This window comes from Hungatella effluvii (assembly GCF_003201875.1).
GTDB lineage: Bacteria > Bacillota > Clostridia > Lachnospirales > Lachnospiraceae > Hungatella > Hungatella effluvii.
The window spans coordinates 100,102-125,223 of sequence record NZ_QJKD01000007.1 but is presented as its reverse complement, the minus strand read 5'-3'; the positions used below and the strand labels follow the sequence as shown (position 1 = coordinate 125,223).

General features: G+C 47.4%; 22 protein-coding genes. 2 read left to right on the top strand and 20 right to left on the bottom strand.

Annotation, left to right across the window (positions count from 1 at the left end):
• Nucleotides 1-119: 119 nt before the first annotated feature.
• Nucleotides 120-905 carry a histidinol-phosphatase HisJ family protein gene (locus tag DFR60_RS14785; protein ID WP_110323578.1) on the bottom strand — a complete coding sequence of 262 codons (786 nt, stop codon included), beginning with the start codon at nt 903-905 and terminating at the stop codon, nt 120-122.
• A gap of 14 nt (nt 906-919) precedes the next feature.
• A complete protein-coding gene (locus tag DFR60_RS14780) occupies nt 920-2,308 on the bottom strand; it encodes an MATE family efflux transporter (protein WP_110323577.1) in 1,389 nt (462 codons plus the stop codon).
• Between the two features lie 124 nt (nt 2,309-2,432).
• On the opposite strand from DFR60_RS14780, the gene DFR60_RS14775 reads away from it, so the two are divergent.
• Nucleotides 2,433-3,356 (top strand): AraC family transcriptional regulator, encoded by a 924-nt coding sequence (locus tag DFR60_RS14775; RefSeq protein ID WP_243005080.1) that lies wholly within the window; start codon nt 2,433-2,435, stop codon nt 3,354-3,356.
• 72 nt (nt 3,357-3,428) lie between these two features.
• Here DFR60_RS14775 and DFR60_RS14770 read toward each other — a convergent pair whose 3' ends face one another.
• From DFR60_RS14770 to DFR60_RS14705, 14 genes are all read right to left on the bottom strand, one after another.
• Entirely contained in the window at nt 3,429-4,211 is a 783-nt protein-coding gene (locus DFR60_RS14770; protein ID WP_110323575.1) for an SDR family oxidoreductase, read from the bottom strand.
• A 116-nt stretch (nt 4,212-4,327) separates the two neighbouring features.
• Nucleotides 4,328-4,876: a transcriptional regulator gene (locus tag DFR60_RS14765; RefSeq protein WP_110323574.1), complete on the bottom strand. Its 549-nt coding sequence runs from the start codon at nt 4,874-4,876 to the stop codon at nt 4,328-4,330.
• A gap of 1 nt (nt 4,877) precedes the next feature.
• On the bottom strand, nt 4,878-6,104 hold the full coding sequence (locus DFR60_RS14760; RefSeq protein ID WP_243005079.1) for a helix-turn-helix transcriptional regulator: 1,227 nt from the start codon (nt 6,102-6,104) through the stop codon (nt 4,878-4,880).
• Between the two features lie 333 nt (nt 6,105-6,437).
• The gene (locus DFR60_RS14755) at nt 6,438-6,806 is read right to left on the bottom strand and encodes a desulfoferrodoxin family protein (protein ID WP_110323573.1); all 369 of its coding nucleotides are present in this window, start codon (nt 6,804-6,806) and stop codon (nt 6,438-6,440) included.
• 103 nt (nt 6,807-6,909) lie between these two features.
• Nucleotides 6,910-7,839: a HisA/HisF-related TIM barrel protein gene (locus DFR60_RS14750; RefSeq protein WP_110323572.1), complete on the bottom strand. Its 930-nt coding sequence runs from the start codon at nt 7,837-7,839 to the stop codon at nt 6,910-6,912.
• 38 nt (nt 7,840-7,877) lie between these two features.
• A complete protein-coding gene (locus DFR60_RS14745; RefSeq protein ID WP_110323571.1) occupies nt 7,878-8,633 on the bottom strand; it encodes a hypothetical protein in 756 nt (251 codons plus the stop codon).
• Nucleotides 8,634-8,636: 3 nt separating this feature from the next.
• Nucleotides 8,637-9,578: an FMN-binding protein gene (locus DFR60_RS14740; protein WP_110323570.1), complete on the bottom strand. Its 942-nt coding sequence runs from the start codon at nt 9,576-9,578 to the stop codon at nt 8,637-8,639.
• A complete protein-coding gene (locus DFR60_RS14735) occupies nt 9,568-10,560 on the bottom strand; it encodes an FAD:protein FMN transferase (RefSeq protein ID WP_110323569.1) in 993 nt (330 codons plus the stop codon). The genes DFR60_RS14740 and DFR60_RS14735 overlap by 11 nt, the downstream gene beginning before the upstream one ends.
• Nucleotides 10,557-11,396, bottom strand: a complete 840-nt coding sequence (locus DFR60_RS14730; RefSeq protein WP_146218605.1) for an FMN-binding protein — start codon at nt 11,394-11,396, stop codon at nt 10,557-10,559. Before DFR60_RS14730 ends, DFR60_RS14735 begins: the two co-directional genes overlap by 4 nt.
• 38 nt (nt 11,397-11,434) lie before the next feature.
• Complete coding sequence (locus DFR60_RS14725) at nt 11,435-12,271, bottom strand: carbohydrate ABC transporter permease (protein ID WP_110323567.1); 837 nt, start codon at nt 12,269-12,271, stop codon at nt 11,435-11,437.
• Nucleotides 12,268-13,185, bottom strand: a complete 918-nt coding sequence (locus DFR60_RS14720; protein WP_110323566.1) for a carbohydrate ABC transporter permease — start codon at nt 13,183-13,185, stop codon at nt 12,268-12,270. Before DFR60_RS14720 ends, DFR60_RS14725 begins: the two co-directional genes overlap by 4 nt.
• 19 nt (nt 13,186-13,204) lie before the next feature.
• Nucleotides 13,205-14,563, bottom strand: coding sequence for an ABC transporter substrate-binding protein (locus tag DFR60_RS14715; RefSeq protein ID WP_110323565.1), 1,359 nt, complete (start codon nt 14,561-14,563; stop codon nt 13,205-13,207).
• Nucleotides 14,564-14,781: 218 nt separating this feature from the next.
• The gene (locus tag DFR60_RS14710) at nt 14,782-16,368 is read right to left on the bottom strand and encodes a response regulator (protein ID WP_110323564.1); all 1,587 of its coding nucleotides are present in this window, start codon (nt 16,366-16,368) and stop codon (nt 14,782-14,784) included.
• A complete protein-coding gene (locus DFR60_RS14705; protein ID WP_167437605.1) occupies nt 16,343-17,959 on the bottom strand; it encodes a sensor histidine kinase in 1,617 nt (538 codons plus the stop codon). The genes DFR60_RS14710 and DFR60_RS14705 overlap by 26 nt, the downstream gene beginning before the upstream one ends.
• Before the next feature lie 464 nt (nt 17,960-18,423).
• On the opposite strand from DFR60_RS14705, the gene DFR60_RS14700 reads away from it, so the two are divergent.
• The gene (locus tag DFR60_RS14700; protein WP_110323562.1) at nt 18,424-19,182 is read left to right on the top strand and encodes a hypothetical protein; all 759 of its coding nucleotides are present in this window, start codon (nt 18,424-18,426) and stop codon (nt 19,180-19,182) included.
• Between the two features lie 87 nt (nt 19,183-19,269).
• On the opposite strand, the gene DFR60_RS14695 is transcribed toward DFR60_RS14700, so the two are convergent.
• From DFR60_RS14695 to DFR60_RS14680, 4 genes are all read right to left on the bottom strand, one after another.
• Complete coding sequence (locus DFR60_RS14695; protein WP_110323560.1) at nt 19,270-20,214, bottom strand: ROK family glucokinase; 945 nt, start codon at nt 20,212-20,214, stop codon at nt 19,270-19,272.
• Nucleotides 20,215-20,335: 121 nt separating this feature from the next.
• The gene (gene tkt / locus DFR60_RS14690; RefSeq protein WP_110323559.1) at nt 20,336-22,315 is read right to left on the bottom strand and encodes a transketolase; all 1,980 of its coding nucleotides are present in this window, start codon (nt 22,313-22,315) and stop codon (nt 20,336-20,338) included.
• Between the two features lie 19 nt (nt 22,316-22,334).
• Nucleotides 22,335-23,591 carry a DUF5711 family protein gene (locus DFR60_RS14685; protein WP_110323558.1) on the bottom strand — a complete coding sequence of 419 codons (1,257 nt, stop codon included), beginning with the start codon at nt 23,589-23,591 and terminating at the stop codon, nt 22,335-22,337.
• A gap of 99 nt (nt 23,592-23,690) precedes the next feature.
• Nucleotides 23,691-25,106 (bottom strand): LysM peptidoglycan-binding domain-containing protein, encoded by a 1,416-nt coding sequence (locus DFR60_RS14680; protein ID WP_110323556.1) that lies wholly within the window; start codon nt 25,104-25,106, stop codon nt 23,691-23,693.
• Between the last annotated feature and the right edge of the window lie 16 nt (nt 25,107-25,122).

The following is a 25,122-nucleotide window of genomic DNA, read 5'->3' as shown; positions in this document are numbered from 1 at the left end:
TTAGTTTCATAGGACGAATTTTCTATGAAACTAAAAAGGCCGCTGCAAACGGAGACAGAAGCTTTGGGCTTCCTCATCTGCAGTGGCTTTTCTGCCGCGTTAATGGAGTGTATTCTATATTACAGATCGTGGTAAACCGGCTCCATCCTGGAAAAAGTGTTGAACGTCTGATATCCCATTTCCTTCAGCACCTGTTTCACCTCGGCGATGTGGTCACCGAGATGCACCGTCTCATGGGTATCGGAGCCAATCGTCAAAATGGTCCCTCCCAGTTCCCGGTAACGCCTTAATATGGCGCGGCTCGGCATCAGATCCTTCAGGCCGTATTTGAAGCTTGACGTATTGACTTCAATGCCCTTTCCGTCTGCGATCACCTGGCGCAGAATCCGGTCCACCATTTCCATAATCCGGTCATCCGGATAATCTCCGAAGCGGTCATACCTCTTAATCATGTCTAAATGCCCCAATACAGAATATCCCCTGTACTGCCGGACCACATCGTAGATCGCCTCGTAATAGGCCGTCTGATACTCTTCCTGGCTCTTTCCTTCCTGGAATTCATAGTTCCAGAACTCCCGGTCTCCCACCTGATGGTTGCTCAGGATGACGAACTCGAAGGGATACCGCGTGGAGTCACGGCGAAACAGAGGAATCGTGTGGCTCTGCACCCCGAATTCGATTCCTGCCTTTATGGCGATCCGATCCCGGTACCTCTCCTTAAGTCTCTCCACTTCCTCGAAATACGCCTCATAGCCGCAGTTCAAATCCGTCTTTACGCCGTAATCCACGTGTTCTGTAAATGCGATCTCGTCGAGCCCAATGGCCACGGCTTTTTTCACCATGTCCTCCATGGGACATTCCGAATCATCGCTGTAATACGTGTGTGTATGGTAGTCCGCCAGCATGTTCCCATCTCCTTTTATTCAGTACGGCCGCTGAGAGCCGCCTCTTCCGCCAGATCTTCCCTGGTCAGGTTTCTGACCCACTGATATTTTTTATAATGGCGGTAGACCGCCGGAAGCTTCACAAATTCATCAAGATTCAGCAGAAAATAGACCGCCAGCACCGGAAGCTTAAAGACAAAGGCCGCCAACAGGCCGATTGGAACGATAATCATCCACATCGTGACTGTGTCGCACAGGAAGCCGAATTTCGTGTCGCCTCCCGCGCAGAAGATTCCCGCCACCACCGTCATATTGGCCGACTTCGCAATCAGATAATACGCGCACATAAACAGCATTCCATGCAGATACGCCTGTGCCTGTGGGCTCAAATTGGCGGCATACCGCATGATCCAGGGACTGAACGCCAGCAGGATGACACCGGACACGGCTCCCATTACCAGCGACAGGCGGCAGAGCCGTCCGCCGTACTCCCTGGCCCGTACAAGATTTCCGCTTCCCAGCTCATTTCCCACGATGATTCCGCTTCCGGAGCCGATGCCGATACAAAGACAGGAGATCAGGTTCTTCACGATTCCGGCGATGGAGTTGGCCGCTACGGCATTACTTCCCAGGTGGCCCATTATAACGGTAAACATGGTAAAGCCGCAGCCCCACACCAGTTCATTGGCCATAACAGGTGAGGTATACTTGACAAAATCTTTCCGCAGCACGGCGTGAGACTCTTTCAGAAGGCTCCAGCGGATCCGTACCACATCTTTCCTGCAGTTTTCCCACATCGCCAGACCCAGCTCTGCCGCCCTGGCAATCACAGTCGCAATGGCCGCGCCGCTGATTCCAAGCTTCGAAAACCCAAACAGTCCGAATATCAAAATACCATTCAGCAGAATATTTAAAACCATGGAGACCGAACCAAACACCGTGCTCTTAAGCGTCCTTCCGCTGTTTCTCATGATACAGAGATAGATCTGGGAGATTCCCGCCAGCAGGTAAGACCAGCTGACGATTCTTAAGTATACGGCGCCCAGCGCGATCAGCGTCACATCGTTCGTAAAGATGCGCATCAGCGCCTGCGGACAGAGGGCTGCCGCCGCGAAAAACAGGAACGAAATCACGAAGGAGTACTTGAGGACGATCGCCAGAATTTTTTCAACGGACAACCGGTCATTCTTTCCCCAGTACTGCGCCGCCAGAATCGTCGTCCCGATGGTCAGGGCTGCCCAGAACAGGCTCAGGACAAACTGCACCTGCGCCGCCAGCGATACCGCCGATAAAGAATCCTGGTTCACCATACCGAGCATCATGGCGTCCGAAGCGCTGACCAGCGCCGACATCAGATTCTGAAACGCGATCGGCAGAACCAGAACGAATAAATTTTTGTAAAAGTGTTTGTCATTCTCTCTCATCAGAACTCCCCGTAAGCCATGGTCTGGCTTTGATTTATATTTTATAATTATATTACTTGATATACGGGTTCAATATCGGTATAATCGTTATATATTATAACAATCGTATTTTATGGTGAGAACAATGCTGAATAATGATGGAAAGATAAATGTTGATGTTATGCAGGACGCCTCTGAGATTGTCCGCTACGACGAAACAGGCATACCGCTCTACATACAGACAGGAGAATTGTCCCGGTATCCGGACAGGAAGGCGCTGTGCCACTGGCACGATGACCTGGAATTTATCAAGATTATCGATGGTGAGATGAACTATTATATTAATGGAAAGAATCTGGTATTGAAAGAACATGACGGGGTCATGGTCAACACGAGGCAGATGCATTACGGCTCCTCCATCGACCAGAGAGACTGTTCCTTTCTCTGCATTCTCGTCCATCCCGCGCTGTTTTCGTCAAACAAGCTGATCTACCGCAAATACCTGCTGCCGATTCTGGAGGACCGGGAAACAGAATATGTATATCTGGATTCCGGCTGCCCCGGCCATGCGTTTATTCTGGACAGTCTAACGGAAATGACGGAACTAAAACGGCAGGGGGAGTATGGGTACGAGCTGGAGATTATCGGACTGTTTTATAGGGTATGGAAGAATCTTGCCCGGCAGTTTCAGGCCGGTAATCCTGCCGCACCGGGCAGTGAAGACATGGATACGAAGGTTCAGAAAGATATGGTTTCTTTTATTTACCAGCATTATACGGAGCGGCTGACGCTGTCGTCCATAGCGGCTTCCGGCGGAGTGTGCCGCAGCAAATGCTGTCAGATATTCAAAAAATACTTATGCCAGTCGCCGATCGATTTTCTGAATTCCTACCGGCTGGAGGTAAGTTCTCATCTCCTTAAGAAGACGGATAAGAGCATTACACAGATCGCAACAGAGTGCGGATTTAACCACTTAAGCTACTATTCTGAGCTGTTTACACGCCATTACGGATGTACGCCCAGACAGTTTCGCGGTCAGCTGCCTGGCCGGCTTCCTGCAGACAGCTGACAAACCGGCTTGGGGGAAGGTAATATCTGCCGGATTGTCAGCACAGTTCTATGCAGTTATTGTCACACGTGTTTAATAGGCGCTCCACCCCCCGTCAATCGTCAGCGTCTCACCGTTGATGAAGGAAGCGGCGTCTGAAGCGAGGAATACTGCCGCGGTGGCAACCTCGTCTGAGGATCCGTTGCGGTGGCGGCCGGAATTGCCGGTTACGGCCTTTGTCAAACCGAGCTTGCTGGGCTCTCTCATACCGCTTCCGATGTTGCTCTCAATGGCACCCGGACACAGCGCGTTGCATCGGATTCCTGCGTCGGAATACATGAAGGCCACGTTCTTCGTCAGACCTACGACGGCAAACTTGGAGGTGGTGTACGCCAGACCGCCGCGGCCGGCGCAGAGACCGCTTAAGGAAGCCGTATTGATGATCGTTCCCTCACGATTCTCCTTAAGGAAATACTGGACCGCCTTCCTGCATGCATACATGACGCTGTTTAAGTTGATATTCATAATCCTTTCCCATACATCGTCCGGCATTTCCGCAATGGGAAGAAGGTTATCCAAAATTCCGGCGTTGTTGATGACAACGTCCACTTTTCCAAAGGCTTCGACGGTATAGTCAATCATCGCCTCCACTTCCTCTTTGCTGGATACGTTCACCTTAAGAATCTTAAGCTTATCGCCGTACTCCGGTTCCAGCTCTTCTAAAAGCGCCTTCAGGCTCGCTTCATTGATGTCCGCAGCCACTACGGAAGCGCCCTCCGCCAGGTAACGTTCCACCATAGATTTTCCGATTCCGGAACCTCCGCCAGTGATTACCGCTGCTTTCCCCTTTAATGCCCCGATCATACATCTTGTCATACTAAACTACCTCCTCTAAACTGATCTGACCCTGTCAGAATTTTGACTCAGTATAAAATAATTTTAGAAGAGTGTCAATATGGCCTGATTTTTCGTCTATTTTTTGACAAATTTATTTAAAAGGCGGAGCAGTCGATGACTTTTCCATGTTTTCGGCAGAGGACCATAATCCGCATAATAAGAGAAAACTGCATTCTTCCTCCGTAGCAGTCCGTGGATTCATTTTCCTTCAAAAGCCGGTCCCACAGACCTTCCACACGGCGTTTATACTCCTGATCCAGGCGGTAAACAGAAGGATTCTCTTCAAATACCGGCACCGGACGGTGGTAGGGCGGGATGGCAAACAGAAACAGCATGGCGCCCATGTTCATCACACACTCTTCCCCTTCCAGCACACATCCCGTATCTGCCTGCGCCTTCCAGACGTGAAATGGATAGAGAATAAACACCATCCCCGGCTCCAGCGGATACACCCGGTTGTTCAAAACCATGCGCCCTTTTCCTCTCCGTATGGAAAGTACGGTCACGTCCTCCCTGTTCTCGAAGGCCCCTTCCCCGTTTAAACGAAAGGCGCGAGCCTTCAGTCTCTCCGGCAGCAATTCCGGCGAAAAATACTGTTTTCCCCGAAATCCGGAGTCTTCTCTCGTCTCCAGTGAACATTCCATGTTATTTACCTCCCGCTGCATAATCTGCCGTCAGTACAGCATTGCGCAGCGCTGTACTGGAACTGTCATGTATGGAAAAACGCCGGTACTCTCCGGGCGTCATGCCATGGCGTTTCGAAAAGATCCGGATGAATGTATGGGAACTGTTATAGCCGCACGCAAACGCAATATCCACCACTGGCATCCGGCTGTTTTCCAGAAGCGATTCCGAATACGTCATTCGAAGCTCTGTCAGAATACCGCTGTGATCCAGACCAAAGTTCTCCTTCAGCAGGGGATTTACAGCGCTTTTCTCCAGATACAGGGCCTTCGCCGTATCCTGTGTGGTCAGCGGTTCGCGGTAGTGGCCAAACAGATAATTCAGGATCAGCAGCGCCCGCGTATCGATATGGGCCGCCTCTTTCCCTGCCTCCGGCAGGACGGCCTTCTGGTACTCCTGGGGCGTCATCCCCATCACCTGTTTAAAGGAACGGTAAAAGGAGGTTTCCGAATGGTATCCGACGTAACGTGCGATGTACTGCATCGTCAGTCCTCCGAAATGCATCATATCGCAGGCCCGGTCCACCCTTGCCCGGTTTAGGAGGCCTGCGAAGTTCTGGCCTGCCACAAGGCTTAGCTGACAGCTGACCTGCCGCACCGTTACTCCATAGACGGCTGCAAGCTTTTCCCTCGTCAAATTCTCGTTGCTGTAGGTGAATATATGCTGGAGCAGCTTCCAGGCCAGACTTCGCTCAAACGGCTTCCCCTGTCCCTCCTGCCGCTCTGACTCCCTCGCCGAATAGCGGAGAAACAGCGTGACGATCTCCAGAAACAGGGAATATCCCTGCACAATATCCGTGGCCCCGCTCCCGGAGCCCTCTTCCATCAACTCTTCCATCAGCGACCTGACATCGTCTGCATCTTCCCCATACAGTCTCACCACCGGAGAGTTTTCCGTCAGGACAGTCATGGTGATCTTCAAGCTGTTCCGATAGGTGACGTAGGAAGCTGAAGCATAGTCAAACGGACAGCAGAGCAGCTCCAGCACCTGCCCCCACTCCGGTTCAAACTGGTAGATATGGTACGTGTGAAGCCACCCGAAGCTCCCTTTTCCAAGCTCCAGCTTCACGCCATTTACATGGAGGGTTCCGCTGCCGGAGGCCACATAAAAGAGCAGCGCCCCGCACGCAAAAACGGCCGGGGACTTCTCTGTGACCACTCGTTTTTCAGGTTTAAATCCATAATCCATACCGGGCCTCCTCTTTTCCACTTCATCGTCATTTCAGACTGGAGTTATCCACTTTGTAAGTATTTTTCCACTTTTTATACATATCATTTTACTTAAAAAGATCTTCTATGTCCATACTTATGTGATTTTTTCCGGCTTTTCTTTCCTGCCCGTTAACAATAAAACAAGATCGTCCATTAATTATCTAAAAATTTTTATGATGCTGGCTTTTAGATGGTATGATGCTATCGTAATGGCAGTACAGTAAAAACACAGCGCCTGAAGTTATTTGCTTCAGGCGCTGCTAAATATTCATTATCAATTCTAATATATCAGTTCATACTAAAACCTGCCTTATGCCTTCCACAATCCATGAAGATTACAGTATGCATATACTTCTAAGACCTCGTCGTCCTCGCTGATCATAAACTCTGCCTGAGGCTCCTGGCCCGGTTTCAGTTCTTTTCTCTGGTTGCCCTGCTTTGTCGCCAGCGCGATCCATTCGATATAGTGCTCTTCAAGCATCGGGTGCCTGGCAGAACCTACCGTCACGGTCACCTTCTGACCGTCTGTATGTATCACGGGGACATGCTTCTCAACCGCAGCATCCGTGGTATTAGGAACCAGTTCCTTCATGACATCTCCGCAGCAGACTACGGGAACGCCGCTGCTCTTTACATATGCGATAATATTGCCGCAGTGGTTACAAACATAAAATTTCATAAGAATACCCCTTTCTTTATGTACTATCTATAGTTTGAGTTTACCACGTTTATTCCTGATTTTAAAGTCTAAACGGCCATATTAACGAAAAATTAGCAAACTATTACATATATTCCGCACAGCCTCTGATCCCATCCAGGGAATCTATCTTCATTTTATCCATCAGTTCATACAGTTCCTCAATCAGACGCTCCATAAAGTCGGGACGCATTAAATTAGCTGAGCCGATCTGTACCGCATGAGCCCCTGCCATAATATACTCCAGCACATCACGGGCGCAGGTAATCCCGCCTCCGCCGATTACTGGTATTTTGGCCGCCTTGCTGCTGTTATGTGCGCACATCATCGCGTATGGTTTTATTCCCGGGCCAGAGTATCCGCCGCCTCCACCGCTTCCGCTTCGGAATTTTCTGGTTTCAATATCTACCGCATATCCGCCGATGGCATTAAAACTAACAAAGGCATCTCCGCCATGATCCTGTACGACGGACACAATCTGCTGCACCGGATATTCCGCGGTCGGAGCCTTAAACCAGAGAATTTTATCACCGGCTGCAGCTTTCACCTTCAGAACCATCTCCTTCAGCTGTTCCATGTCTTTCCAATAAGAAGGCACCGCAAAATTTCCATAAGGGCAGTTTAAATTAATCTCCATACCAGCCAGTTCTTTCACTTCGGAGAGAATAGATACAAACTCTGTCAGTTCATTTAAGTCATACGCTTTTATATCAATGAAGACCGGGGTGGTTTCGTATGGCAGTCTGGGCAGAATTTCATGAATAAATGTTTTGTAAGAAATATTGTTAGCTCCAAAGGAACTGATAAAGCCATAGTCAGACTGGTAAAACCGCCTGGCTGTGCTGGGCTGCCCTTCCGTAATCGCCATTGAATTTGGAACAATTGCTCCCAGACAATTGAGATTCATCGCTTTTTCATATTCGATTGCATAGCCAAAGGTACCGGCCGCGGGCATAATTGGATTTTTTAGTACAAGATCACCGTGAGGTGTCGGAAGTGTCACGTTTAAATTCATTCAAATTAATCCTCCTGTCACATTATTCGTAAAGTACATTACAGGTATGTCTCAAAACACCGTCCGTCAGCCTTAAAATCAATTACTGTAAGCGGCATAAACGGTCCTTTGCAGCATACGTTAATCCCAAACTTCGTATCGCCGCTGTGCAGATAGCAGCCCTTGCAGCCGTCGATTCCGCAAGCCTTTTTATTGCTGACCAAAAGTACTGTATTATTTTTTCTGTCTTTCGATACGCTTTCTGCAAAAGTCTCTGCCGTCCCGGGATTAAATGCCGCAATTACCGGTCCCCGCCCCGCTTCCGTCTCAAGCAATTTTACCGCGTCACTGAGTTTGCTGCAAATTTCTACAGAATTAATTATCTCCGCAGAAATCATATTACCCGCCGGAACCGTATTCTCTGTCCCTATGATAATCAGCTTTTGGTAAGCTTTTTCACAGATAAAGGGATAAACAGCAAAATATGCAGCCGGTTCCGTAACCAGAATCGGAAGCTCTGTTCCATTTAAAGGAGAAGTACCTCTTGGCCCCCAATACTCAACCGGATCTCCTTCTCTGCCGGAATACAGATCCTGATCTTCCCTTGCCAGGACAAGGAGTCCTTTCGCTGTCTTTCCGTGAATGAAATAAGGATATGGCCATCCGACCTCCCTGTTTTGTGTTCGAATCATGAGATACTGTCCAACTGCATAGCTTTCAGCTCCTGCGACCTCAAATTCCCTACATTTTCTGTCTCCAAAAAAGTTCAAGTCCGTACAACGCAGAATCCTGCTGTCTGTCACAAAATCCTTCATTTTCTACCTCCGTTCTGTCTCCATTTCATTCTTTATCATACCGGCCAGCTTCAAATAATTATCCCAGACCGGATAGCGGATATCCGTTTTCTCCATTGTAAAAGGACGATCGTCCACGGAACAGCGGTCCCAAATCGGCCCTGCTTGTAATCCCGCCACATGCTTCAGCCCTTCGATAGACAGAAGATCCTGGCTTTCTGTCACCCTCTCATTCAGGAGATCCATTAACTTGTGAAATCCGATAAAAAAGCCATGACTCTTCCAGCCCGGTATCTCCGGTTCCTCAAAACAAGGCGAATTATATTTGGACTGACGATAGTAGCGCTTTAATTCCGGATATTTAATATCCTCCTGAGAATCGGCAAATATTTCGTCATACATACAGGAAATAATCCTTTCGTTCTCTGTAATCACCTGAAGCCAGCCGGTAATACCGTACCCAAAATTCTCGGCTGCACTGTAGTATTTTTTAGAAGTAGGTTTTTTTATCTCCAGTGCAAGCTCTTTCGCAAGCGGAAGAAGCCCTCTCATGCTGTTAGATGCTCCCGTAAGCAGGTCAAACCCACCTTCCAGTGACTGTCTGTCCAGAATCTGTTTTTCTACATAAATCATCCCGTCTGTCAGTACAACACCAGCTTCTGCCTGCCTTTCGACAGAAGCCTGCCAGATTCCATAGTCAGAGCGGCGTTTGCTTACATTTTCGAAATAACGGTTGTAATAACCATCCATTGTCGTCTCATTAAATTCGGTGAATTTAATCTGCTGATTGTCATCGGTTACCACAGTCAGTTCTCCTAAATGGCCTTCTGACCACTCACTTCCTCCGAACCGTCTCTGCGTATGGTAATAGTTCCCCTTAACAATTCCCAGAGGCGGCTGTACCGTATATTTCAGCCATTCAACCTCTTTTCTTTCATTCCATGGTGCTATTGGATTATTTCCCATATGACCCCATTCCTTTCCGTACCTTTTCAGGCTTAAAATAGTTCTTCAATTGATCAGAAACTTTAATCGTACCATCTTTTCTGATAAAAATGTATCCCACATGGGCTTCACTCGTTCTGCATATTTTTTCTGCCATTTCTTCTCCTGCCACAAAACATGCGGTGGAAAGCAGATCTGTATAAAGAGCGTTCTTTGATACAATTGTAACGCTGTCCAGAGAATTGTCTGCCGGATAACCGGTACGGGGATCAATTAAATGGTGAAATATTTTGCCATTCTCAGAAAAAAACCTGTCATATCCCCCGGAAGTTGCCGTACCACAGTCTTGCAGTTCCAGCGTCCCAACACTCTCCGGAGCGCTCTTCCAGGGCGCCTGTATTCCGACCTTCCAGGGAAAGTCAGTTCCGTTTGGCGCCGCCTTTGCCCCGATCAGATAGAGATTTCCTCCAAAATTGATACTGGCAGACCGTACACCGGACTTTGATAAATATTCAGCGACACGTCCTGCTGCATATCCCTTGCCCGCGCCGCCCGCATCCAGGACCAGCCCGCCCTTTAAAAACGTAACGGTGTGTTTTTCCGTGTCGCATTGGACATAATCTGCTCCGGTCTGCCTCCTGGCCTGACCAATCTCCTGCGCAGAAGGAGCTTTCGGCCGATGTGCAGTAATATTCCACAGCCGGACTACCGGACCGATCGTGGGATCAAAACAGCCCTCGCTTACCTTCGAAAACCTCAGAAGCTCTGAGATAAAAAGGCACAGTTCCTCCGACACTTCATAGGGAACGCTAAGTTCATGTCTCTGGTTCAGCATTCCTAATTCCGATTCCGGATCATAGAAGTCCAGCATTCTCCGTATCTCAAATGCAATATCCTCAGCTTCGTTTAAAATAGTCTTTGAATCCCCGTCTGAATCGAAAATTGTAATGGAACAGATCGTGTTGTATAAAAAGAAGGTACGGTTTACCGGTTCTCCTCTCATACGTACTCTCCGATCCCTTTATCCACAAGAACCCCATCTTTTAGAAGCTCATTCCACAATTCACCGGCTACTTTTAAATAATTTCCCCAGGCCCTGCCTAAAAACTCTCCCTGCGAGAACCGAAGTCCTGACAAATCCATTAAGTTCTGGCATTTCAGAACATGTTCACCCCACATGTCAAACAACGCGTTAAAACCGCACGGATAATCGGATACATAGTCCAGGGAGTAATACTTGGATTGTCTGTAGTAAGGTTTTAATTCCGGATTTTCAATTTCTTCCGGATGGTCTGCAAAGATTTCATCGTAAAAACAGGACACTATCTTTCCCTTTTCCGTTACCACCTGAAGCCGCCCGGTAATTCCCGGTTCCACGGCCTTTGCAAGACCGTAATAAGACTGAGGGGATGGCGTATGAAGTCTTTCGCTGATTTTTTCTGCCAAAACCAGCATGGATTCCCGGATGCTGTTGGATGCGCCAGTCAGCAAATCAAACGCTCCATCCAACCGGTTTTCCCGCATCATCTGTTCTTCCACGTACGTCATACCGTTTACCAGTACAACGTGTGTAGAAGCGGTTCTCTCCCTCGACGCCTGCAAAAAGGCGTAATCAGAATAGCGCTTACTGGCATTTTGATACTTTCGTATGTAATAGGTAGGTGCATTAAACTCATTAAATTCCACCATCTGCAGTTTCCCGTCATTGCTGACCGCCTCCAGAACTCCGTAAAAATCCTTAGAATCCCCGGGATGAGGGGTAAACCAGCCCTCTTCCCGATAATACGCCCCTTTTACCAGCCCCATCTTCGGCTGGATACTCCAACTTAGTGAATTCAAAATTGAAATCGTCTTCTCTCTCATAATCCTCGCCCTTTCTAACCTTTTACCGCTCCCGCTGTCATGCCCTGTATTAAGTATTTCTGAGCAAAAAGAAGGAACAGGACTGACGGAATAATTCCAATTGTCGACGCTGCCATCATTTGCCCCCATGAATTTGAATTCTGGGATAAGTAATCCTGAAGTCCGACGGTAAGGGTCACCAGATCCGGATTCTTTACAAACGTATTAGAGAATGTATATTCATTCCAGACATTCAAAAATGTGAAAATACCGGCTGTCGCAATTCCCGGAAGAGAGATTGGAATTACAATGCGTATCAGAGTATCAAATTTTCCACATCCATCAATATAGGCCGACTCCTCCAGTTCATAAGGCACTGTATCGAAAAAGCCTTTCATCAGCCAGACCGAAAACGGCAGATTGAGACATGTATAGCTGAGGATTAGGGACAGGTGCGTATCAATTAAATGCAGGTTTTTATAAATCAAAAACAGAGGGATCAGCATCAGCATCATGGGAAACATCTGAAGTACCATGACTCCGCTCCCATACAATGCAAAAATCTTTCCTTTGCATCTTGAAAGCGCATATCCGGACAGACAGGCCAATATGACGCACAACAGTGATACACACAGGCTGATCTTCATGCTGTTGACGGTTGTCATGATAAAGCGGCCTTCCAGTACCTTTCTGAAAGAGTCCCATACCAGGTGCCTGGGAAAAAGCGCGCTGTTTGAAAGCGCTTCTGAATCCCCTTTTAAGGCAGTACCGATCATGCTGATAAACGGAAGACTATAAAAAACTGCAAATACCGTCAGACCAATATAAACCGCTGCGTCAATGAATCTCTTCTTTTTTCCTCTGAATGTCATGATCCCTTCCCCCCTTCTCCAGCCATTCCCTTCCTTTTTATCATCAGATAGACACCGCCCACAAGCAGCATACAGATGATGAGTGTTGTGGCAATTGTTGCGGCATAGGAAAGATTCTGCCGGTAGAACGCGGTATAGTACGAATAAATAGGCAGTGTAAAGGTATGCCCGTTTGGCCCACCGCCTGTCAGAAGCCAGATATTCTCAAAGTTATTGATCGTCCAGATGAAGTTCAGTGTAACCGAAATAAATGAAACCGGCCATATTAAAGGTAATGTGATCAGCTTTAGCTTTGCCAGGAAACCGGCGCCATCCATACTTGCCGCTTCATACAGTTCTTTTGGAACGCTCTGAAGTCCGGCCAGCAGTGAAATCATCATAAACGGCATTGTCTTCCATACAGATATGAGAATAACGGTTATCCGGATATATTTATAATCCGCCAGGAACAGGATCGGGCTGTCAATGATATGTAATTTTTCTAGAAATGAATTGATAAACCCAAACTGGTCGTTCAGCAGCCAGGACCAGTTCGTCATTGCAACAACCGATGGAATTACCCAGGGAAGCAGAAAAATTGTCCTGAAAACAGCTCTGCCTTTCATGTCCCGGTTTAATGCCAGCGCAAGGATCAGCCCTGCGGCATAAGAGATGAAGACCACCAATATTGTATAAAGAAATGTAAATGCCAGACTACCCAAAAATTCTTTGTCCTGAAAAAGTTTGATGTAATTTTCCAGAAAGATAAACTTTGTCTGGTTTGATCTCATAAGGCTTTTATTTGTAAAACTCATCCAGATTCCGCTGATCAGCGGATAAACGCTGATCAGCAGGAAGAGCACGGTAGATGGTAACAGCAGTTTATATCCGAAATAATCTTTATTTTTTCTGCTGGTTTTCACTCGATTGCTCATAGTTCATTCTCCATTCGTCTTAGTTGCCGCTATACTCATCAAAAATCTTGTTTAACGACTCCTGGGCTTTTTTCAAATCTCCCTGTTGGTCTGTGGACCCCATAAGCAGAGCCTCCTCAGGCTGTCCAATAATATTCTCCATCAGAATCCTGTCTGCGGCTGCGGGACTGAACGGCGCCGGCCATGTGATATCTTCGTAGTAATCGGTATATCTTGAGTACTCGCTGATTTCCCAGTCGCTCTTAAAGAATGGATCATCAAAAAAGCTCTTGCGCAGCGGAAGCAGCCCTCCGTGTCCTTCGGTAAATATTCCAAGATTGTTCTTCACAAACCACTCGATGAATTCCTTTGTTTCCTCCGGGTATTTCGTCTGGGCAAACCCGATTACTCCGCCTGTACGCATGACATAACGAGGCTTATCCGCGCTCGGACCGTAAACCGGCCCCATCATCTTTGTTTTTTCCATCAGTTCTTTATCCGATGCAACATGAGAAGCAGGCGCATTCCACACCATCGCTACCTTACCCGACTGATACAGCTTTTCCAAGTCGGCCTGATTATAGGTAACCATTCCCTCCGGGAAATACCCGTTGTCCTTCATTTTCTTAAAGAATTCCATGCTTTCCAGGGCTTTGGGATCATCAAAGGCCCCGCCGTTTCCTTCTCGATTCACCCAGCTTGTGCCGTTGGAGAACAGCACATTAATCATGGCGTTACTGCTGTTCTGATCGAGAGTACAGAATGAAAACGGAATAACATCTCCGTTATACTTGTTTTTCACCGCTTCACACATTTCAAAAAGCTTATCCCAGGAAACAGGCTTGTCCAAATCTGTAAAACCCAGTTCATCCTCCAGGATATCGGTTCTGTAATATACCGTTGTCGCATTGGTTACGTATGGAAGAGCATAGTATTTTCCATCATTCATTCCTATTTCCAGAGTTCCCGGAAGGAAATCGTCTAAAATTTCATCTCCATCCTGTTTCCATTTTTCTACAATATCCGTTAAATCCAGGACCTCGCCTGCTTCCGCCCAGTTTGCAATTCTGTACGATATCGATGAGGTGATATCTGGCGGCGAACCGGCAGCAATCGAGGTCTGGTACTGCTCCATAAATCCGCTCCAGCTCAGCATCTGCAGCCTGACCGTAGCACTGTGGTCCTCTGAATTGTACTGATCCAGAATCTTTTGAAGAGCCGGTCCATACGTATCAGCCGGTCCATAGGGCAGCTCCCAAAATACCAGTTCCGGTTTTTCACTCTTTTCGCTTCCTGTTGTTTCCTTTGGTTCCGTTGTCCCCGCCCCTTGGCAGGCCACCAGGCTCAGACTTAATAATCCAATTCCCGCCCCAATCATTCGCCTCATTAACTTTTTCATTTTTACCTCCTTCTTTTGGTACTGCCTGTTATATGTTACGTATTTAAGTTGTGTTTATTTTAACCCAAAAGTGTATTTGCATAAAACTGTCTGTTCTACAGAAAATATCTCGTAAATATCCGTTTGCTTTTTTGTATTATCCGCGGGGCTTTCCCGAGTATGCCTTTTTTCAACACTTCATCTATAAAATCAACGAAAGAATGGGACTGTCGAACCAATCAGTCCGGCAGCCCCACTCCCTTAAATCTGTTTCTATAATCGCGGGCACTACAGCCTGCATATTTTAAAAAGCAGACGGAAAAAAATTTATAACCGCTGAATCCAACCTCTTCTGCAATCTCATACGTCTTCTTATCGGTTCCGGTCAACAGATCTTTCGCCCGTTCCACCCGGTAGCGGTTCAGCCAGTCCCCCAATCGGCATCCAACATCCGAGAAAAACACCTTACCAAGATAATTGGGCGATGCAAACACAATCTTTGAAAGAGACTGAAGCGTAATGTCCTCCCTGTAATGTTCCTGAATATAGCGGAGTGTCTTACGGGTCAGCTCCGAATACCGCAGCGCCGCCATATCATTTCCCTGAAACCGGCGCTGCCAAAAATGAAACATCCAGTTTTTCAGTTCTCCCGCGTCTCTGAATTCGTCAATCACCGGCTCCTCCGACACCTCTCCCTGAGAAGAAAGATGTATGGCAAACAGGCACACCTGATAACAGAATTTTTTCATTTCATCGAAATTCATATAATACTCTTCATAGAAATCAAATAACTCACACAAGTTTAAAAATGCCTTTTCATACTGCTTCGATCCCAGCTGCGCTAAGATTTCACTCTCCTTTAAACGGCATTGTTGCTGTTCCGCCTGGCTTAATGATGGCGAAACCTCTTTCAGAATATGCTGCTGTGGATTCCAGGCGGAACGTCTGAGGGCGCATTTCGCATAATCATAGGATTTCCATAAATCGACCGGTGAGTCTACCGACTTCCCTATCCCAATATACATTTGCTCCTTATCCGTTAAACTGCCGATGAGATCATTTGCAAGGCGGCCGCAAGTTTCATCCAAAACCGTTTCATCTTTATCATTAACCAAAAACAGGATTAGCTCGTCCCCGGTTTCACACCAGAACGTTTCATTATATTGCTGGACGATCTGATTCGTTTTCTGCATAAACTGCCAAAAATTCATATCCAGTTCCTGGCCTGATTTGAATCCGTCTTCCAGCAAATCCCGTCTTACATCGGCCAGCATTATTTTATAACAGGGTCCCTTCATTGGTATATTCAGAATATGTGCCTTATTGATGATGGATTTGGGTTCTGCAATCTTTCCTTTTACGATCTCGTCAATGAAATGCATCTGGATGACAGGTATGTTTTCATCGAAAAACGCCTCTTTTTTCAGGTTTTCCTGAAACTTCTCACGCTCATCCAGAATTTCCTTTTTTACGTTCAGCACCGCTTCAATGATCTTATCCGCCCCGGCCGGTTTTAGCAGGTATTCACTGGCCTTCATCTGGAGTGCTGTCTGCAGATACTGGATATCACTGTAACCGCTTAAAAGTATCACACGTAAATCCGGAAACATTTCTTTTAACCGGCGTGTCAATTCAAGCCCATTCATCTTCCCCATACGAATATCTGTCAGCAGAATATCCGGCCTTACCTGCGCCGCAATCCGCAAAGCTGCCTCCGCATTCTCTGCCTCCGCCGCCAGTTCTATTCCCCATGCGTCCCACGAGATATATTCCCGCAGGCCCTTTCTTATATTTGCCTCGTCATCCACGATCATCAGCTTCACCATGTAAAGACCACTCCTTTCGCGGCTGTATCACGGTCACTTTCGCGCCCCCGCCGGTAACATTTTCAAAATAAATCCCATACTCCTTACCATACATCAGCTGAATCCGGTCATTGATATTTTTTATTCCAAAACCGCGGTTATTCTCTTCTGTACGGTCAAGCAGCGCATTCATATCCAGTACATCGATACCCTGTCCATTATCTGCAATTGTATAAACGATATTATCACCTGATACAAAAATATCCACCTGTATTTTTCCATCGTCGATATCCCGGATTCCATGGATAATGGCATTCTCCACCAATGGCTGCAGTACTGACTTAATGACCCTGCAGGATAACAGCGTGTGATCCACATTTAAATCAAAATCAAACGGCTTTTTACTCTGCTGGCGCAGCACGACATAGTATCGCAAATGTTCGATTTCATTTTCGACAGTTGTAAATCCATCCTCGCCGGACAGTGCCTGTCTGAAGAAATTTGACAGCGAATTTATCATATCACTGGTCTCCGGCGCATTTTCCACCTTCGCAGTCCAGTAGATCATATCAAGTGTATTATACAGAAAATGTGGATTCACCTGAGCCTGCAGCGCCCGAAGCTCCAGTTCCTTTTTTCGTATATTCACCAAATACACTTCTTCTATCAGCGACTGGATTTTCTGAGCCATTTTGTTAAACTGTCTGGCAAGCAGACTGATCTCATCGTTCCCATGTACTTCAACTCTCGTTGAAAACTGTTCTTTCTCCAACAGTTTCATATGCTTGATTATATTTTCCAGCGGACGGCACATCCGTCTGGATATACTGCCTGCAATCACAAAACAGAAGATAAAGCACAGGACGGCAAGCACAAATAATTGAATCAGGCTGTCCCTCAACTGTTTTTGGATTGCCGCGGGTATGGAAAGACTGTATACAATCCAGCCGTTCTGGTTTATGTAATAAGGTGCAGCATATAGTTCGGAATTATTTCTCTCTATTGCAAATGCGCCCCCCTGATGACTTATGAGCTGTTCATACGGTATCGGTTCCTCCAGTCTGTCCGGCCCATTTTTCTGGATTGAAGTGTACTGCACCTCTCCGCTGGTATCGACAATAAAGTAACTGGTATTATCGGCCTCCTCATTTGTAAACAGCTCTTGAAATGCATCTGTGTTTAAATAAATCTTTATGACCCCCACCGTTTTTGAGGTATTTCCAAAATCTCTGAGAAGCCGGCTTTGATAAATATATTTTTCCTTTTTCCTTGGCAGTGTAACGACCTCCTCATCCACATCCCACAAAGACTGGCCCCGCAGTTGTGCCGCTCTTTCCCAATCCTCCTTTGTGATGCTTTTTGGAAAAAAACCATTAGACAATCCCTGTCCGTTTACACCTTCTATTTGAATAGACTGTATATACTGGTTTGTATTTTTCAAATAATTCAGGCTGTTGTATACCGCCCCCATTTCCAGTGAACTTTCATATGCAGTCTCCTCCTGGAACTGCTCCTGCAGAAAATGATTGATCTTAGGATCGACCAATGCAAACAGAGACGCCTGGTCCACATCTTTAAATACAGTTTCCATAACGGATCCGATTTTCTTCATGCCAAAAACAAGACTGCTTCGATAATTATCTTCCACTTTTCTAATTGATGTAAATATGTTAAATGTTGTAAACAGTACAAGCGGTATTAACATAAAAAACAGGGATAACGCAAAAATCCGCTTTTGCATACTATATTTTGCCACTTTTTTCCAATCTCCTTTCAACTTCCCCGTTAAGATCAATAATTCATATTATACTCTGTAATTGACTTCATTAACAGATAAATTTTTACATAAAGCGAAAGCCCTGGCATTTTAATTAAGTAATAGTATTATTTTGCCTTTTGGCATAAAGAATGGTAAAATAAACAGAAACGTTTTTGTATGAAAAAATTAGTGTATCATGCACGGCGCACTGAAAACAAATAGAAATGAGAAGATCCTTTGAAGGATAGAACCCTCAATAAATTCAATAGGCTGTGGGTATTTACCAAACGCCTATAACAATAGATAATGGAGAATAAATGAATAACTATATTTATATCATTATATTAACGTTCATATTAGCATCAACTCATTTGGATAATAATAATAATAATAAATATCCTGAGGTAAATAGCGATGTAAACAATCATACGGGCGAGATCCGAGAGAGCAAACGGCTGCCTGAAACAAAAGAAGTGCAGGATCAGGAGTTGGCACCAGGTGAAACTGCCGATCCTGAAGTTGAGTCCCGAATATCTGCAATAGAAGAAATAAACAGAGCGGTTTCAAAAGAGTCTAATGAGGATTTATCATGTTTTGTCGGGAAAAAATTTGATCCAGGTTACCATCCTCCGTATGCCGCCTCTGGCTATGTGATGGAACATATCATAATTGATAAAATAGAGGAGGGGAAAGTTTCCGGGTATTATTCAAGTATTGCAGGTTTTATAGGAAATAGCTGTGTATTTAATGATGTGTCAATAAATGATGACAATAGTATTATTATTTTAAATACATGGGATGGTAAAGATCCCCAAACCGAGGAGAAATTACCTGAAGCATACACCAAAACAAAAATAATTTTTGATCGTGTAATCGATGGTAATCCTATTATAAAAACAGTTGAACTTGGTCCAGTCGAAGGAAGCGGATCAATCTTAGAAGAATATTATTACAACAGTAAGCCCGGAACTATTCACGAGTGGTTTTCCAATAACTATATGTACTATGATTTAAATATGTCTGATGAAGAGATGGTTGACTGGATAACTAAAAATATCACTACACCATGGCAATAACCAGCGTATGTTTTTGATATAACAATAGGAGCATTAAATCTGTAACAAATACAGACTTAATGCCCCTTTGCTATTTTCTATTCTAAATTAATCCAATATCTGTCTCGCCGCCCCATAAATCCCCGCATCATTGCCCAGGGTAGCCAGTACGATTCCACTTTTATTCTTGGAAATCGGAGTATACTTATCGTAATGCTTATAAATGGTATCGATCAGGAACTGTCCTGCCTTTGACACACCGCCGCCCAGTACAAATACCTCCGGGTCCACTACCATGGAGATCTGTGCCAGTGCGAGGCCCAGATAGTGGCCTACCACTTCCATCGTCTCAAGCGCCAGCGCATCGCCGGCTTTTGCGGCATCCAGCACGTCCTTCGCCGTGATATCATCGCCGAACTCCCTCATGGCAGACGGAGCATCCGATGCGGCCATCTTTCTTCTGGCCTCCCGCGCGATGCCTGTGGCGCTGGATATCTGCTCTACACAGCCTACGCCGCCGCAGTTGCAGCTCTCTGTCTCTTCGTCACGGATATGGATGTGGCCGATCTCTCCTGCCAGTCCATGCTTGCCCGCGATGATCTTCTGGCCGATGATAACACCTCCGCCAACGCCTGTTCCCAGCGTTACCATTACGATATCGTCAAATCCTTTTCCACCGCCCTGCCACATCTCGCCGAGGGCTGCCACATTGGCGTCATTGCCGCTCTTTACCGGCAGACCGCCCAGGAGTTCGCTAAGCTCTTTTCCCGGATTTACGTTGTGCCAGCCCAGGTTTACGCATACCTCGACAGAGCCGTCCGGCATAACCGGTCCCGGAACGCCCAGTCCGGCGCCGACCACCTCTTCCATCGGAATCTGCTTCTCTTCCAGGGTCTTTAAAATGGAGGCCGCCACATCACCGATGATATACTTTCCGCCCTCTTCTTTTCTGGTGGGGACTTCCCACTTCAGAAGAAGATCACCTGTAGTTTCAAATAATCCGACCTTTACGCTGGTTCCGCCTACATCAATGCCAATACATTTCTTTCCCATTTTGAACTATACTCCTTTTTCCCTTTCGTATTATCCGACGACGTATTTATTTTTCCACCTGCGCCGTTTCAGTTCCATTCCAGCGCGCGGAATTCTATTTCTCATCCGCACTTTTTGCTGTCTATAAGGATCTGGCAACCTCCGCCACATGATCGGCGGTGAAGCCGAAATGCTCAAACAACTGGTTTGCCGGGCCGCTGGCGCCGAATCCGGTCATGGTCACACAGGCTCCATCCAGTCCAACGTATCTGCCCCATCCGAAGTCGCTTAAGGCCTCTACGGCTACGCGTTTCCGAACAGACTTCGGAAGTACGGATTCCTTATATTCTGCAGACTGCTCCTCGAACAAGTCCATACACGGCATGGAAACGACACGGACCTTTCTGTCTGCAAGCAGCTTCTTCGCATTGACAGCCAGCTCTACCTCGGAACCGCTGGCAATGAAAATCAGATCCGGCGTACCTTCACAGTCGTCAATCACATAGCCGCCCTTTAACGCCTCTCTACTGCTGCCTTCCATCGGTGTTAAATTCTGTCTCGTCAGAACCAGCGCCGTAGGTGTCTTTTTGGAGGTCAGCGCAGAATACCATGCGCACTCGGTCTCGTTCTCATCACAGGGACGGAACACATGGAAATTCGGCATGGCACGAAGCATGGCCATCTGCTCGATCGGCTCATGGGTCGGCCCATCCTCGCCGACGCCAATGCTGTCATGCGTAAATATATAGGTCAGCGGTACTCCCATCAGCGAGGAAAGACGCGCCATAGGCTTTGTATAATCACTGAATACGAAGAAGGTAGCAATAAAGACGCGCAGTCCTCCGTGAAGCATCATTCCGTTGCCGATCGCGGTCATCGCCAGCTCACGGACACCGAAGTGCAGGTTGCGTCCGCCGCGGTTCTCCCTGGAGTAATCGCCCACATCCGACATATTCGTCTTGTTGGAAGGCGCTAAGTCAGCGGAGCCTCCGATCAGATTCGGCATACAGGTCTTAATCTTATTTAAAATCTTTCCGGAAATATTTCTTGTTGCATCGGCTTTCTCCGGCCTGCTCCAGAAATCAGCACACGCCTCAATGGCTTTTTCGCCTGCGTTCTCATCGTGATAAGCGTTCCACAGCGCTTCCATCTCCGGATATTCTTCGCAGTATGCTGCAAACATTACGTTCCATGCGGCTTCCGTCTCTGCCTTCTCTTCCGCAAGGTGAGCATAGTGCTCATATACCTCGTCCGGAACGTAGAACGGTTCCATGGAAGGCCAGCCTAAGTTCTCCTTCATAGCCAGCACATTCTCTTCTCCCAGAGGCTCGCCGTGAGCGCTTGCCTTGCCCTGCTTGGCCGGGCATCCGAAGCCGATCTGCGTCTTAATGGTGATGAAAGACGGGTGCTCGGTATCTTCTTTCGCCTCCTCGATGGCTTGTCCGATTGCTTCCAGATCATTGCCGTCTTCCACGGTGATCGTCTGGAAACCGAACGCTTCCATGCGCTTCTGGACATTCTCGGTAAATGCGATATCCGTGCTTCCCTCGATGGAAATTTTATTGGAATCATAGAGGACGATCAGTTTGGACAGTCCCAGTGTTCCTGCCAGCGAGAACGCCTCGGAGGAAATCCCCTCCATCATACAGCCGTCGCCGCCCAGCACGAATGTATAGTGATCGACTACCGGATACTCCTCCTTATTAAAGACCTCTGCCAGATGAGTCTCTGCAGCCGCCATACCGACAGCCATAGCCATACCAGCGCCCAGCGGTCCTGTGGTTGCTTCGATGCCGACCGTGTGGCCATATTCCGGATGTCCTGGTGTCAGGGAACCCAGCTGTCTGAAATTCATAATATCTTCTTTTGATAAATCTCCATAACCAAATAAATGGAGCAGGGAATACAGAAGCATGGAGCCGTGGCCGCCGGATAAGATAAAGCGGTCTCTGTTGGCCCAGTTCGGGTCTGCCGGATTGTGGTTCATGTGATTTGCCCATAACTCATAGGCGGCCGAAGCGCAGCCCAGCGGAAGACCGGGATGACCGGATTTCGCTTTCTGTATGGCATCGGCGGAAAGGACGCGAATTGCATTGACTGACATGGTTTCGATCTTACTCATTGGTATTAATCCTCCTGGTCTATTGTAATCTTATCTCTTTCATGTTCTGAGGCCCGGTTACCAGCAGTGTGTTTGGAAATCTGCCGTTCCGGATCTTGGATACGGGAAAATCAAATGTTCCTTCAAACTTCAGTCTTCCGGACATATTATAAACCCTGCAAGAATCTTCATTATACAAAATTACATGCTCTCCGTCAATATCGGCCTGGGTGTACTGATAATGAAACGCCTCCGAAAACACGAGGGTGCCGTCGGGATTGTAGACATTCATCCGGTCCGGGTTCTCGCCATCCGTGTTATTCACAATGATCCCCACATACTTGTCCGAGTAAAAGACAGATCTGATCTCCTCCTCCACCACAACCTGCTTAAGCAGCTCCGGTGACAGCGCGTTCTTTGTCGAATAGAAGGATACGCTGTTATCTGCAAACGCACAGGAATACGTGTCGTCGAGGAAATGTACCCGTGCCACAAGGGACGACTCATAGGGTTCGTCAAATCCGCCCACCACCCGGTCTGGTACGCTCTTTCCGATTTCCGCAAAATTGTGGAATGCGACACGGCCATTAAGCGCCCCGTTCTTCAAGTAAGCATACGCGCCTATCAGCTGTGTTCCGTCAGGGGAAAGGCTGATATCCACCGGGTATCCGGTTTCGCCGTTTAACAGCGCCTTAATCTTTACGTCCAGGACATTGCCGTCGTTCTTATAAAAATAGATATAGTTCGAGGTGGAATCTTCCAGAACCGCGGCGACAACGCCGTGGGCCGAGACTGTGGCTTTGATGATCGGAAGCAGTGTGGTTGCCGTCCCTGTAGGACCCGATTTGTCAAATATATAGATGCTGTTGCCCTGCTGGTCCGCCACTGCCGCGTAATTGCCGTTCACACAGGCCGTGGGGGACTTCATCTCAAAGCTCTGCACCCAGATTTCTTTTCCCTGATTATCGATGTAGGAAGCGCCATCCTTGCTGTATTTCAAGACGTTTCCGCCAAAATCCATATAGCCGACGAAGCTGCCTTCCTTCATCTCTTTTTCCCACACGACGTCATAGCCCGTATACTGGTAATACCGGAAATACTGAAACAGGCCAATACCGGCCGCAATTAAGATCACGCCAATAATCAGGAAAATCCTGAGCCGTTTCAGTTTGACACGTTTTCGGGCCTTCCGGACGATTTCCTCACTGTCTTCTTCCTGAGGGGCAGGTGATGGAACGATCTGCCGTCTCAGCTGCCTTTTTTTAATTTCTCTGTTCATAGAGTCTAAATCACTCATTATGTTTTCTCCTAAAAAATGCCGTAAGTGGTTTGATTGTAGTATACATCATTTCCAGGAGAAACGCATTATTTTTTTCTTTCCGCGAGACCGCAAATTTTAAGGAAGCAGAAGCTGCTGGCCGGATACGATCTTATTTTCGTCCTCCAGTCCGTTTAACTCGCAGATTTCCTTTAATTTATTTACATCGTGATATTCTGAAATACAAATCCCATACAGTGTCTCTCCATCCTGAACTACGTGCACTCTCTGGGTACCTCCGGCCGCAGCCTGGGATGCGCCGCCATTCTCCGCCGGCTTGGTTCCCGCATCGCTTCCGCTCTTCTGACCGTTTGCCGTGTTTCCGGCTGAACTCTGGCCGTCGGAGCTGTTCTCCTGAGATGCGCCCTTATTTCCGCCCGGCGTCTGTGCCTGCTCCTGGCTGCCGTTGCCGGCTGCATTTCCGGCACCGCCGCTGTTGGCTGCAGCGCCGTTCTGTCCATCGCCAGCATTTTGGCCGCTTCCGTCATTTTGACCGCTTCCTCCCGCCTGATTATCGCCGCCGTTCTGTCCATTTCCGGCCGCCTGGCTGTCGCCGCCGTTCTGGCCGACCGGCTGTGTCTCCGACATGGTTTCCTTTGTCACGGCCGCCGTTGTCGGATAGACTCCGCCCTCCGCTTCTTCCACGACCACATGGGACTCTGGCTTATCCTTCCCCGCCGCATTGTCCTTTCCCATCAGGGCAGACTCCACCCGTTCAGGAATCGCGGACGCAATGACGCTTTCCATCTCCTGCATCCGCTCATAATTATTAAACATTACGATTCCGCCTGCCAGAATCACGATGGACATGGCCATGCACATACCACGTAAAAGCCCAAGAGTCTGGTGCCTGTCCGTCACCTCGTCCTTGTGCTCATCCATACGCTTTCTGAATTCCTGAATGACCTTCTCATCCGATCCGGACTCAATTCTCTTCACATCCTTTCGGAGAACCATATAATCCTGCATCATCTGATTTCTTTCATAGTAAATACTGTAGCCGCAAAGCTTATAGAATCCGTCCTCTGACGTTATGTAAACTGATTCATCTCCCTCCACACCACTGCTCAAATACATCAGCTTGTTGGGTCCCTGAAAATACTGGACATGCTGCTTCCAGTAATTGAGCGGACTCAAATCATTTCCGGGCGCTCCGCACAGAAACCAGCCCTGGATGGACCGTTTCGGAAACAGCTGCTCCACACTCTGATTTGCCTTTTTCCACGCCAGTTCTGAAAAGACCACTTTCTGGCCCTGTTCCGTCACATCTTCCATTTCCATGGCGCCGTCGATAAAGATATACGGCGTCCCATCGTTCATTTCCACGCTTCCGAGCAGTAGGCCGACCCGTAGGTCCTGTCCACCCGCCGGATACAGACGTCTCAAATACGTATTTACGTAGTCTTCCACATATAATTTTACGATCTGGTCACGCTCCCCGATCTGCCGTATATTCTTCGGCAGCTTCGGGAACGGATTGTACAATTCTCCCATAGGCTCACCCCGCTAT